Origin of the sequence: Bartonella sp. CL434QHHD (assembly GCF_042195145.1) — a bacterium.
GTDB lineage: Bacteria > Pseudomonadota > Alphaproteobacteria > Rhizobiales > Rhizobiaceae > Bartonella.
Map to the genome: position 1 here is coordinate 45,510 of NZ_JBHINT010000060.1, position 13,966 is coordinate 59,475.

At 35.1% G+C, this 13,966-nt stretch carries 8 protein-coding genes; 4 read left to right on the top strand and 4 right to left on the bottom strand.

Going from position 1 to position 13,966, the window contains the following annotated elements:
* Window positions 1-1,479: 1,479 nt before the first annotated feature.
* Complete coding sequence (locus ACFILN_RS09300) at window positions 1,480-2,091, top strand: invasion associated locus B family protein (protein ID WP_273791265.1); 612 nt, start codon at window positions 1,480-1,482, stop codon at window positions 2,089-2,091.
* Between the two features lie 87 nt (window positions 2,092-2,178).
* On the opposite strand, the gene ACFILN_RS09305 is transcribed toward ACFILN_RS09300, so the two are convergent.
* Window positions 2,179-4,806 (bottom strand): Rne/Rng family ribonuclease, encoded by a 2,628-nt coding sequence (locus tag ACFILN_RS09305; RefSeq protein WP_375631149.1) that lies wholly within the window; start codon window positions 4,804-4,806, stop codon window positions 2,179-2,181.
* A 586-nt stretch (window positions 4,807-5,392) separates the two neighbouring features.
* Here ACFILN_RS09305 and ACFILN_RS09310 point away from each other — a divergent pair.
* From ACFILN_RS09310 to prfB, 3 genes are all read left to right on the top strand, one after another.
* Window positions 5,393-6,622, top strand: coding sequence for an N-acetylmuramoyl-L-alanine amidase (locus ACFILN_RS09310; protein ID WP_375657771.1), 1,230 nt, complete (start codon window positions 5,393-5,395; stop codon window positions 6,620-6,622).
* Window positions 6,623-6,789: 167 nt separating this feature from the next.
* Window positions 6,790-9,255 (top strand): penicillin-binding protein 1A, encoded by a 2,466-nt coding sequence (locus tag ACFILN_RS09315; RefSeq protein WP_375664230.1) that lies wholly within the window; start codon window positions 6,790-6,792, stop codon window positions 9,253-9,255.
* Window positions 9,256-9,425: 170 nt separating this feature from the next.
* Window positions 9,426-10,554 (top strand): peptide chain release factor 2 gene (gene prfB / locus ACFILN_RS09320; RefSeq protein WP_375671386.1). Its coding sequence is split into 2 segments (ribosomal slippage): window positions 9,426-9,494 and window positions 9,496-10,554, totalling 1,128 coding nucleotides; the frame shifts between segments, so codons are not numbered across the junction.
* A gap of 340 nt (window positions 10,555-10,894) precedes the next feature.
* On the opposite strand, the gene ACFILN_RS09325 is transcribed toward prfB, so the two are convergent.
* From ACFILN_RS09325 to ACFILN_RS09335, 3 genes are all read right to left on the bottom strand, one after another.
* Entirely contained in the window at window positions 10,895-11,380 is a 486-nt protein-coding gene (locus ACFILN_RS09325; protein ID WP_273791260.1) for a peroxiredoxin, read from the bottom strand.
* A gap of 183 nt (window positions 11,381-11,563) precedes the next feature.
* Window positions 11,564-12,817, bottom strand: a complete 1,254-nt coding sequence (gene tyrS / locus ACFILN_RS09330) for a tyrosine--tRNA ligase (RefSeq protein ID WP_375631146.1) — start codon at window positions 12,815-12,817, stop codon at window positions 11,564-11,566.
* 321 nt (window positions 12,818-13,138) lie between these two features.
* Entirely contained in the window at window positions 13,139-13,819 is a 681-nt protein-coding gene (locus ACFILN_RS09335) for an alpha/beta hydrolase (protein ID WP_273791258.1), read from the bottom strand.
* Window positions 13,820-13,966: the final 147 nt, after the last annotated feature.

The following is a 13,966-nucleotide window of genomic DNA, read 5'->3' on the forward strand; positions in this document are numbered from 1 at the left end:
TTTATTTTTTGAGTTATTACTTATTATTTATAATAAAGTAATCTTATACACGTAATATATTATCTATTGTTCTTATCATATAAGATTATATATATATATATTAAATAATAAACTCATATATCTTTTTATGTTTTCTTTTTATGCATAATTTTTTGTGCTTGTAGTTTTTTATTTTTATCTGATTAATTATTTTAATGACGATACATCTCATATCATAAATATTGTTTCATTAATACGATAAGAGAAATATTTTATAGCTCTAAATTGTGTTATATAGGGAAACAAAATGATACTTTGAATTCATTTTTTCTTAAAACTTAAATCATTAACGATTTATATCTTTGATGTTGTGAAAGCTGAAAATAATTTATCATTTTAGAAGCTTCTTTTATTTGAGAAATAACTTAAAATAAATTGATAAAAGCTACATTTTTTATTCACGTTATAAAGCTGAGAGATGATATTTGTACAGAGGTGCAATAATAGATGTATAATATATAAGCATAAATTTATTATGGCTTTGGGCACGTGAGATGATTCATAGGGGGGTATTCCTTTGTTCAGTAGTTTTATCTATAAAACTAACTCTGCTTGTGATGTACAAGTGGATAAATTTTATTGATTCAATATAAGAGAGGTTTGCGCTATTCAGATCTTTCATACAATATAGAAATAGAAAAAAGATAAATTATTATTATAAATTAATATGTTATTATATTTTAAGAAAGTTTATTATAAATAAAATATTTTCAGCAGTTATAGATTTTCTCTCTAAGAAAATGTGTTGTTTAATTAAGAAAAAAGCACTTCTTTAGTAACGTATTTTTAAACTAAACTTTTTAGTTAAACGCTATAGAATATAAAATTTTTATTACAAAAGCGTATCACCATTGTTTTGTAAACAAGGGCAGAAGATTGTTCATTAGCAAAAAGTTCTCTTACAATTATGCAGAAATTTTAGACAATCAGTGGTTTTAATTCATTAAATGTTTCAATAATATCGTAGATGATTTTGTTTTTGTGTATCACACGAGGCACATAAGGAAAATAGTAAAATTTATCTGATATTTTGGAGCTTCATGCATTGCAACAACCTGTTGCTAAGGCTCTATAAGCTTAACATGAAGAGTAATAAATGTAAAAAGTTTAATTAGTAAGTTTTTTAGAGTAGTATTAGACTTTATTTTAATTAATATTGCAATATTGATTCGTTTGTGTAATCTTAGTTTAAATGCACAGAGGTATTTTATAGATAGATTATATCAAATACCAATGTGATGAAGAGGGGAATTATATGGGTGTATAAAAATAGAATGGCTCATCGTATTTTTTCTCTAAATTTGACTTTTTTTTTTATATTGAAGTAAAAATAGTAAAATTAATTGTTATTTCATTATAATTTAATAAATTTAAGTTGGAATTACATTTAATATTTTTTTTAAAGTTACTTAAGAGCGCGTTGAAAGGATTAACTTAATCATGTCGCATAAAAATGTTTATTCTGCTGTTTCAGTATTAGTTGGAGCCGCTGCCCTTTTTCTTATAGCTGGTATTTCTGCAAATGCGCAAACTTTATCACAAGGTTGGTACAAAGTTTGCAGTAAGCAGCATGATGTTGATATTTGTAATACAATGAATACTGTATTATCGAATACGGGACAACCTTTAACGGCTTTTAATCTTGTTGAAATAAAAGGGAAGCAAAATGAAAAACGTATAGGTATTCAAGTACCTACTGGGCGTTTTTTGCCAGAAGGTGTTCACATTAAAATCGGTGACGAGTTCTCTAAAAAAATTCCTTATATTATTTGTAATGGACCAAGTTGTATTGCTAATGATGTCTTAGATGATAAGCTTATAGCAGCTATGAAAAGTGGAACAAAAATGGTTGTAACCACAGTTAATTTTCGTGGTTCAGCTAATCCTATTGAATTTTCTCTTAATGGGTTTACAGCAGCCTATACCGGTCCTGGTATGGAGGAAAAAGATTTCCAACAAGAACAAATAAAGCTGCAGCAAGCCATTCAATCAAAGCAAAAAGAAATTGAAGAGCGTATGCGGGCTGAGCAAGAAAAAGCAAAACAAAAGTAATAAACCCACACTATAGAATTGGTTGAAACGTTTTCTATAATTGTTTATTTGAACCGCCACAGTTTTCTGTGGCGGTTTTTTTAATCCTTAATTTTTCGAAAGAATTCTGCGTTTCCACCAACCAATACGTTCAGTTTTGGAAGAATCATTAGGCGTTGATGAAATAACAACGGATTGATTAATTGTTTCTTCAATTTGGGAAGGAGAGGTTTCTACAACTTCCTCCATCTCGATTACAGTTTCTTGCTCTAATATTTTTTGTATTTGCGTCTCTTTAGAAGATGATTTTTTACGTGTTCCACGTGTTGATTTTTTACTCTTTTCAAGAGCTTTATCTTCTACCTCATGAATAGATTTGTCTGCTTTTTTTGTTTTAGCTTTACGCATCGAACTGGTTGTAGGTTTTTCTTCAAGAGATTTTTGTTCTGCAACATTTTGATCATTCTCTAAAGAAAGCTGATTTTCTACTACTTTTGAAGAACGTGTTTTACGTTTTTTAGGTTTAATACTTGTATCAATTTTTTCAGATTCACCCTGTTGTTGTATATCTAGAGCTTGTGTATTATTTGTTGTTTCTTCAAGTTCAAAAGATTTAGTAGGCGAAATACGACGTTTGCGATGCGCTGCTTTAATTTCTGCCAAAGCTTTCTTAGCAAAATCTCCCACTGGTTCTGCGTAAGGAACGCGAATCTGATGAAAACTATTATCTTGATTGCGTCGACCACCACGACGTCCTCGACGACGTCCTCGACGATAAGAATCATCATTCAAAGTATCTTCTTTTTTATGAACGTTGGAGAGAGAATGATCAGTAATTTCACCGTGACGATTTTTGCGCCTACGCTTTTGGTTTGTTTCAATGGGAGAAGGATTTTCAATAGATTCACTCTTTATGAAAACAGAATCTTCAATTTCTTGCTCATTGGCATCTTCCAATGAAGATCGAGAAATGCTCTCTGCTATTGAGCCTTTAGAAATAACAAGATGTTGCGTTCCAATACTATCATCTGCTTCAATACTAATATTAAGCTTAAAACGAGCTTCTAAATTAACAAGAATGTTGCGTTTATGATTTAATACATAAAGCGCTGTTGCTACGGGTGTGCGCACGATAATATTATATTGCGAATTATGAAGAAGATATTCTTCAATTGAGCGCATGACATGTAACGCAATGGATGATTCAGAACGTATATTTCCTGTTCCTGCGCAATGCGGGCAGGGCTGTGTTGTACTTTCTAAAACCGATATGCGAATACGTTGACGACTCATTTCTAAAAGGCCGAAGTGTGAAATATGACCTACTTGAATACGAGCACGATCGTTTTTTAAACAATCTTTTAATTTTTTTTCGACCAGCTTCACATTGCGTTCTTCAAGCATATCAATAAAATCAATCACAATTAAACCAGCAAGGTCACGCAAGCGTAATTGCCGCGCTACTTCTTCAGCAGCTTCAAGGTTAGTTTGTAAGGCTGTCTTTTCGACAGAGAATTCTTTCGTGGAGCGGCCAGAATTTACGTCAATAGCAACAAGTGCTTCTGTTTGATTAATAACAAGATAACCACCAGATTTTAAAGAAACTTGTGGTTGCAACATTTTATCAAGTTGAATTTCAATATTATTTCTTGCGAAAATGGGTGTAGGATCACGGTAAGGTTGCACAACTTTTGCATGACTTGGCATGAGCATACGCATAAAGTCTTTCGCTTCACGATATCCTTGGTCTCCAGAAACAAGAATTTCACTAATGTTCTTATTGTAAAGATCTCGTATAGAACGCTTGATGAGATTGCTTTCTTCATGGACAAGGCATGGCGCCGTTGACTCGAGTGTCAAAGTGCGAATAGTATCCCATAACCGCATAAGATATTCATAATCACGTTTAATTTCAGCTTTTGTTCTATTGGCACCAGCAGTTCGTAAGATAACGCCCATACCTTTTGGAACAGCTAATTCTTTTACGATTTCTTTAAGACGCTTACGGTCTTGTACGTTCGTAATTTTTCGTGAAATACCACCACCACGTGCTGTGTTGGGCATTAGAACAGAGTAACGACCTGCTAGAGATAAATATGTTGTAAGGGCAGCACCTTTATTACCACGCTCTTCTTTGATAACTTGTACCAACAAAATTTGACGTCGTTTAATGACTTCTTGAATTTTATACTGGCGCCCTTGTTTTCTTTGATAAATTGGGAGCTCTTCACGGATGTCCTCAGCACCGACCATTTCGATCTCATCATCAGAGATATCGGCATTTAATGCTTCTTCTGTATTATCAATTATTGTCGCTTCAGATGTGATGTCACTTTCAATATCGGCTGCTATGACATTGTTTTTTCCATTTTTTTTTGTTCTTCTGGAGCGTTTTTTATTTTTAGTTGCTTCTTCCGTAAAGGTATCTACAGAATTTTCTCCTATAGCTGCTTTTTCCTCTTCTTCAAGAAGAGCAAGTCGATCAGCAATAGGAATTTGATAATAATCAGGATGAATTTCAGAAAATGTTAAAAAACCATGTCGGTTTCCACCATATTCAACAAAAGCTGCTTGGAGAGACGGTTCTACACGCGTAATCCGTGCGAGATAAATATTCCCCTTGAGCTGTTTTCTATGTTCTGATTCAAAATCAAGTTCTTCAATTTTGTTGCCGTGAACAACAACAACACGAGTTTCCTCCGGATGGGAGGCATCTATAAGCATTTTGTTTGACATAAGTTAATATCCTGAAGGCGACATGCACAATTTTATTCAAACGAACGCTATAACTATTCGTAAACATAAAAGGCTGTCTGCCATAAAAGGGAGGTACCAGAAAAACAGGACGGAACACCACGTGCAGAGGCATGACTGCATTTACACCATTTCTCATCATTATTTCCATCTGTTTTTTATGACTCATATTTCTTAAAAGTCTCCGGTAAAATAATCTTTAAAACAGTTCGGATATCCGAACCAACGAATCTTAAGTAATGCAATCCTAATATTATAACATAGAAATTTTTCATCCATAAAAAAGTCTCAACGCATAATAGGCAAAAAACCTCTAAAGACAACTTAATATGAGTTACAGATAATTTAGATGACTATTATCAGCTAGGAAGCATAAATATTCTTTTATGTTGATATCATGCGTTTGGCAAGTAACAATGTAAATCATGTATAATTATAATATCTTTATGACCTTAATTTCGTTTTTGGGTGTTTATTTAGCTTTTATTGAAAAATAGAGAATAAATTGGTGTATCATTTTATATAACCAAGATAAATTATTACAAAGGTAATGTAGAGTATTTTGCTTATGATAAGAGTTTTTTTTACCAAAAAGCTGAAAACAGCTTATGGGGATGTTATTGTGCTCGTCACATACTTTTTATTATCTTTTTTTCTACTCCAAACCAGTGTTCAAGCCGCAGATCCTCTGAGACTTATTAATTTTCGAACCATTGGTGATAGTGTTCATACGCGTATTATTGCGGTTTTTAATTCAAAACCAAATGTTCGTTTACAGATTTTGGACAGGCCAGCACGTTTGGTTATCAATTTACCTACAATTGACTTTTCGATGCAAAATACGCCTTTAAAGAAACGGAATACATTATCCGTTATGCTTTCAGATGTACGTTATGCTTTCTCTGATATACAGACTTCACGCATTATTTTGACAAGTAAAACGGCTTTTGTGGTTGAAAAAAATGTCGTAAAAAAATTAAATAATGGTTTATGGCAGTTGCTGATTGATATTCGTAAAAGTACACAGGAAAAATTTGATGAGATATTAAAAAAACAGCAAAGAAGCAATTTTGATACAAAAACACAGTTAATGCCAGCATATAATTTCCGTGTTGTTCTTGATCCTGGTCATGGTGGTATTGATGGTGGTGCACGGGGTGTTACTGGAATTTTAGAAAAAGATGTGACTTTAGACTTTGCGCGTGCATTGCGAGACGAATTACAAAAGGATTCTCATATTACCGTTGCTTTAACACGAGATTCCAATATTTTTTTAAGACTAAGTGAAAGAGTTAAAAAAGCGCAAGAGTTTGATGCTGATCTTTTTATATCTATTCACGCGGATACGATTGATTTACATTCTCTTCGCGGTGCTACAGTGTATACCATATCAGACAAAGCCTCTGATGCCATTGCAAAATCTTTAGCTGAAAATGAAAATAAAGTTGATTTGCTTGATGGTTTGCCTGCAGATGAAACGCTCGAAGTTACAGATATTTTGATGGATCTTACACGACGTGAAACACATACATTTTCGGTTAATTTTGCAAATAGTGTTATTTCAAGTTTATCAAAGAATCATATTAACTTGATTAATAACCCACATCGGTATGCTAATTTTCAAGTTTTAAGAGCTTCAGATATACCCTCAGTCTTGATAGAGATAGGTTATTTATCCAATAAAGAGGATGAAAAGTTATTAAATGATCCTCATTGGAGAAAACAAATGGCAGCCTCTATTGCTCATTCTATTCGTCAATTTGCTGATTATAGGCAGAAAATGATACAGCCTCTTTAAATTTGTGAGAAAATAGAGTATCAGTATGGGCTTCTAGTGTACCTAGTATAAATAAAAGATAGAAAACAATTTCTCTTGATCTCAATCTTGTGGTGATATCCACTTGGTGTGTTTGAAGTAACGTATTTTTTCTTTAATTAATTCTTAAGAAAGCGATAGCCGTTTTTATGATGATTTTTTTAAGATATCTTCTTCGTTTTTTTATTGCTATTGGACTTTGTGGTGCAATAACGTGGGGTGTTATGACCAGTGGTCAAGCAAATGCACTCCCTGATTATGAAGTTCTTTCACTTTATGAGCCGCCGGTAATGACCCGCGTCCATGCTTCTGATGGCCGTCTTATGGCAGAGTTTGCAACAAAACATCGCCTCTATTTACCGATTCAATCAATACCAAAGCTTGTTATAAATGCTTTTATTTCGGCTGAAGACAAAAACTTTTATCATCATTTTGGTTTAGATCCTGAAGGACTTTCTCGAGCTTTGATCAATAATATTCGTAATATTGGTTCTGGAAGACGTCCAGAGGGTGCATCAACTATAACGCAACAAGTCGCTAAAAACTTCCTTTTAAGTTCAGAAACAACGTTAGAACGTAAATTTAAGGAAGCTATTTTAGCAATGCGTATTGAGAAAACTTATTCAAAAGATCATATTCTCGAACTTTATCTCAATGAAATTTATCTGGGTCGTGGCACTTATGGTATAGCAGCTGCTTCTTTGACTTATTTCAATAAATCCGTCAATGACCTGACGCTAGAACAATGTGCTTATTTGGCTGCTCTTCCAAAAGGACCAGCAAATTATGATCCATTTAAGAATACACAACGTGCTATTGATCGGCGTAATTGGGTTATAGACCGGATGATTGCAAATGGATATGTAACGCGTGAACAAGGTGAAAAAGCGAAAGCTAAACCTTTAGGAGCGACAATACGTGGGAGTGATAGCTATGTTTTTGCGGCTGATTATTTTACTGAAGAAGTACGGCGTCGTTTAATACATCGCTATGGGGCTAAAACACTTTATGAAGGTGGGCTTTCCATTCGTACAACGCTTGATCCGCATTTACAACTTATTGCGCGACGTGCTTTGCACGATGGATTAATTAGATTTGATCATGCGCAAGGATGGCGTGGAGCTTATGCGCATATTGATGAGAAAAGTGATTGGGGGACAGAACTTGCAAATATCACAGGGCTAAGTGATGTTCCTGAATGGCGTTTAGCTGTTGTTCTTTCTACTAATCCCAACAAAGTAGAGATTGGTTTACAGCCACAGCGCGAAGCTTCAGGTATATTATCAAAAAAACGGGAAATTGCTGTTTTATCTGAAGCTGATTCAAAATGGGCACTCCATGTTGTAAAAGAAAATGGTTATCGAAAAACTGTTCAGAGCTTATCTCATGTTCTGCAAGTTGGGGATGTCATTTTTGTTGAAAAACTACCCAATACAAATAATACTTATCGTTTACAACAAATTCCAAAGGTTGAAGGTGCAATTGTTGCTATGGAACCTCATACAGGGCGCGTTCTTGCTATGGTGGGAGGATTTTCTTTTGCCGCATCTGAATTCAATCGTGCAACCCAAGCTTATCGCCAACCGGGGTCTGCTTTTAAGCCTTTTGTTTATGCAGCAGCTCTTGATAACGGATATACACCAGCATCCGTTGTTTTAGATGGCCCCATTGAAGTTCGTCAATATAATGGTGAAGTTTGGCAACCCAAAAATTATGGAGGTACCTTTGCAGGACCTTCAACGTTGCGTTATGGTATTGAGCGTTCTCGTAATCTTATGACAATACGGCTTGCCAATGATATGGGAATGCCTCTTGTCGCTGAATATGCAGAACGCTTTGGGATCGTAGATAAATTGCAGCCTTATCTTCCCATGGCTTTAGGGGCTGGCGAAACAACAGTATTACGAATGGTTACAGCTTATTCAGTTATTGCCAATGGGGGACGCTCTATTAAACCTTCTCTGATAGACAGAATTCAAGATCGTTATGGGAAGACAATTTATCGTCATGATGATCGTATTTGCGAAAATTGTAATACGCATTCATGGAATAATCAAAGTGAGCCCACATTGATTGATGAAAGAGATCAAGTTCTTGACCCTATGACGGCTTATCAGATTACATCGATGATGGAAGGGGTTGTTCAGCGTGGTACTGCGGCACGTTTACGTTATCTTAATCGACATATTGCTGCTAAAACAGGAACAACCAATGACTCTAAGGATGTCTGGTTTATGGGATTTACTCCTGATATTGTCGTTGGTATTTTTGTCGGTTATGATCAACCAGCTCCGTTAGGATATAATGGAACAGGAAGTTCATTAGCTGCGCCTATTTTTGGTGATTTTATGGCAGATGCTCTTAAAGGGAAGCCAGATGTTCCCTTTAAGATGCCAAAGGGCATGATTTTAATGCCAATTAATCGAAAAACAGGAATGCTTGCCGAAAGAGGAGATCAAGATGTTATTATAGAAGCATTTAAACCAGGGACTGGTCCTGCTGATATATATCAAGTTATTGGGAGTACAAATTCTTTTCAAGAAGGTGTTCCTGCAGTAACGACTTCTCCACAAGTCAACAAAGCACTTGAAAGTGGGACAGGTGGGCTGTATTAATCGACAAAATCTCCTTTTGCCATGAGTCATGGTTTTTATCTCTTTTTTACAATGTCGGTTCTGTAAATAGAGTGATAGAATTGTACCATTTTCTGATAGCAGCTATTAAATTTGTATAAAATGCTAAGAGACACAACCAAAAAGAGTTTTTAAAAATACGGTGTTAAATTATGCGAGCAGAAATAGAAACATTAGTTGATGAAATCCAGAAAGCAATACAATTGCTAAGGGGGCATCTTTGACTGGGATCAATCACTAAAGCGTCTCGAATATCTTAATCAAAAAGCAGAAGATCCATCATTATGGGATGATGCACAACGAGCACAGGATATGATGCGTGAGCGTCAACGTCTTGATGATTCAATCAATGGTCTTTTATTATTTACAAAAACACTTGAAGAATGCATTGAGCTTATTGCGATGGGCGAAGAAGAAAGTGATGTTGAAATTATCGCTGATGCAGAAAGATCAATACGTAATCTTAAAAATGAGATAGATAAAAGGCAAATTGATGTACTTCTTTCAGGAGAAGCAGATCCGAATGATACCTATTTAGAAGTTCATGCTGGAGCAGGGGGAACAGAAAGCCAAGATTGGGCTTCTATGCTCTTACGTATGTATATGCGCTGGGCTGAACAGCATGAAATGAAGGTTGAAATTTTAGAAATTCATGATGGAGAAGAAGCAGGAATAAAGTCAGCGACTATTCTTGTAAAAGGGCATAATGCTTATGGAATGTTAAAAACAGAATCAGGCGTTCATCGTTTAGTGCGGATTTCTCCATTTGATTCGAATGCAAAGCGCCATACCTCTTTTGCAAGCATTTGGGTTTATCCAGTTATTGATGACAATATTGAAGTTGATGTTTCAGAGGCAGATGTGCGTATTGATACATATCGTGCATCGGGAGCAGGAGGACAACATGTTAACACGACAGATTCTGCTGTTCGCATCACGCATATAAAAACGGGTATTGTTGTTCAATGTCAAACAGAGCGCTCTCAACATAAAAATCGCGCTACGGCTTGGTCGATGTTGCGTGCACGGCTTTATGAAGAAGAGCTTAAAAAAAGAGAAGAAGAAACCAATGCTGCTGAATCTTCTAAAACAGAAATCGGATGGGGACATCAAATTAGATCTTATGTTCTTCAACCCTATCAGCTTGTCAAAGATTTGCGTACAGGAATTGAAAATACGGATCCACAATCCGTACTTAATGGTAATTTAGATGCATTTATAGAGGCAGCACTCGCACGGCGCATTTATAGACAAGACAAAAAAATTGAGGATATTCGTTAATTATATATCCTTCCTTCAAGCCATGTAGATTTTTTCTTAAGCTGTTCATTTTATTGATGTTGTGATGTTACGATAGTCCTTGATACTTTAAAGGTTTAAAGAGGGATTTTCTTTTTTCTTTCTTCATTTTTTTTCTCACACGCCAATTCTGCTTATGATATTGCAAGTGATAGGAAGAATCTGAAATAAGAAAAATTTGGGATATTCGGGGGACTAATATAAATGTAAAACAATTCATTATCCTTATAAATCAATATATTGTAAAAATTGAATCCGTTGAAAAACTAAAATCAATTAAGGAGGATAACTTTTGCTTTTTAAGGCAAATCAAACACTCAATTTACAAGTTACCATTATGATATAAAAGTGTTGCAGTAGCTAAAACATTTTCAGCATGCCCAGATACGCTTACTTTACGCCATTCTTCTGCTATTATTCCATTTGCATCAATTAAAAAAGTGCTCCGTTCAACTCCCATATATTTGCGTCCATACATGCTTTTCTCAACCCAAACACCATAAGCTTCGAGGGTTGTTTTTTCTTCATCAGAAACCAAGATGACATCAAGTTCATGTTTTACTTTAAATTTATCATGTTTTTTTACATTATCTGGAGAGATTCCAATAACAGAAACACCGATTTCATCAAATTTCATCTTTAATTTTGTGAAATCAAGTGCTTCGCTTGTGCAACCACTGGTGTCATCTTTTGGATAAAAATATAAAACAACAGACTTTCCTTTAAAGTCAGAAAGACATACCATCTCTCCTCCATCGCGCGGCAAATTAAAATCAGGAGCAAGAGCACCTTTCATTGGTCTTGTCATTATTTTCATCTTTCTTTCTTGTGTAACAGGTATAAGATATCAGAGTACACAGAAGAAAAGAACTATTCAACTCTCTAGAATATTATTGTTTTGAAGAGACCTTTATTTCCTAACAAAACTCGCCCTATCACAACAATTGAATTGAAAGAACAAGGTCGACAACATAAACAAAACAGCAAAAGATTATACTGGTTTCATCACAACATGTTTTTTCTTACCAAAAGAAAGTTTAACGGTTCCTTCTGCACTGACATCCCCTTCAATAATAAGATGTGTTTCATCCTCAATAATTTGATCATTTACACGGACCCCCCCACCTTGAACGTGTCGGCGTGCCTCACTATTAGATCTAGCGAGTCCTGCTTGTACTAAAAGAGTGAGCAATCCAACACCTTTTTTTAATTCTGAGGCATTAATTTCAACAGTTGGAAGATTTTCTCCTAGAGTTTTTTCTTCAAACGTCTTGCGAGCTGTTTCTGCTGCTGCATCAGCAAGAACACGTCCATGCAACATTGCTGTAATTTCTGTTGCAAGAATTTTTTTTGCTTCGTTAATTTCTGTCCCTTGTAATAGAGAAAGTTTAAGAATCTCATCCATTGGCAATGGAGTATAGAGCTTTAGAAATCGTGTTACATCAGCATCTTCTGTATTGCGCCAGTATTGCCAAAATTGATAAGGTGAAAGCTTATCCGCATTCAGCCATACAGCCCCATTCAATGATTTACCCATTTTGGCACCGGAAGAGGTTGTCAGCAATGGTGATGTTAACGCATATAATTGCGGTGTTCCTAAACGATGCCCTAATTCGATTCCGTTAATAATGTTGCCCCACTGATCAGAGCCCCCCATTTGCATACGCAATCCATAACGTTTATAAAGTTCAACAAAATCATAAGCTTGCAGAATCATATAATTAAACTCTAAGAATGACAAAGAGTGCTCACGCTCAAGTCTGAGTCTAACGGAATCAAATGACAACATACGATTGACAGAAAAATGTTTTCCTACATCACGCAAAAATTCTAAGTAGTTTAAATTGCATAACCATTCCGCGTTATTCACAATACAAGCATCGGTTTCTCGGTCACCGAATGTCAAATAGTTAGCAAATACCTTTTTAATACCATCAATATTTTCAGCAATATCATTTTGTGTCAGAAGGCGTCGCGCTTCATCTTTGAAAGAAGGATCACCAATCAATCCGGTTCCTCCACCCATTAAAGCAATGGGGCGATGACCTGTTTTTTGTAACCAATAAAGCATCATAATCTGAAGAAGACTTCCAGCATGTAAACTCGATGCTGTTGGGTCAAATCCAGTATAAGCGCTTACAGTTTCTTTTGAAAAAAGATCATCTAAGCCTTTTTCATCTGAAATTTGGTGGATAAAACCACGTTCGCTCATAATGTGTAAAAAATCAGATTTAAAGGCAAACACAGATTTAATTTCCTAATTTAAGAGTGCATTATTTTATAGAATAGGCGATTATATAATGAGTTATTAATGCGTTATCTATCATAACTGACACACACCTCACAAGAGAAAGAGACATATTGGTAACATAAAGATAATAATACAGGTATTATTTCCTTTTTACGTTAAAAAAGAGACTTATCAGTGATAGAAAACAGGTATGCTGTTATTCTCATTTCTATCCTGAAATAAAATTTAGAAAAATTTTAAATGCAAACTGAAAAAATTACTTTGTTATGATCAGAAACGACTTTTGCTAATTTTTTATAAATCTATCGTATTTTCCTAAGTTAGTGAAAGTATTTCAGGAGGAGGAGCGAGAAGTTCATTGGAGATATGGTTATCCAAATAGTGGGCACATCGCTCAATAAGTTCTTCATGACATCCACTGAAAAAGTGATTAGCCTCTTCTAATATTTCTTGTGTGATGATGATACCTTTTTGTGTTTTTAATTTATCGACAAGTATTTGAACATCTTTTGGAGGGGAAACTTTATCGATACCGCCATGAATGATAAGCCCAGAGGAGGGACAAGGTGCAAGAAATGAAAAGTCATAAACATTAGGCTGAGGGGCAACTGAGATAAATCCCTCAATTTCCGGTCGGCGCATTAAAAGCTGCATACCAATCCATGCTCCAAATGAATATCCTGCTACCCAACAATTTTTAGAGTCTGGATGTTGTGTTTGCACCCAATCGAGAGCAGCAGCAGCATCTGAAAGTTCTCCTATTCCATAATCAAATTCACCCTGACTACGACCAATACCACGAAAGTTAAAACGTAAAGTTGTAAATCCACGTTGTTGGAACATATAAAAGAGGTCATAGACAATTTTATGATTCATAGTTCCACCAAATTGGGGATGAGGATGCAAAATAATCGCAATGGGTGCATTTTTTTGTTGTGAAGGTTGATAACGTCCTTCGAGCCGACCCGCAGGACCGTTAAAAATAATTTCTGGCATAAAATGCTCCTTAAATGCAATAAAAGGCTTTCATTGATCTTGGTCGACTTTTACCATAGAATCTCTTAAATAATTATTAGATATTCTTTTTTTAGTGCACTTTTCAAGAAAATTGCGCTATTTTTTTAATCAATTCATAAGATTAAT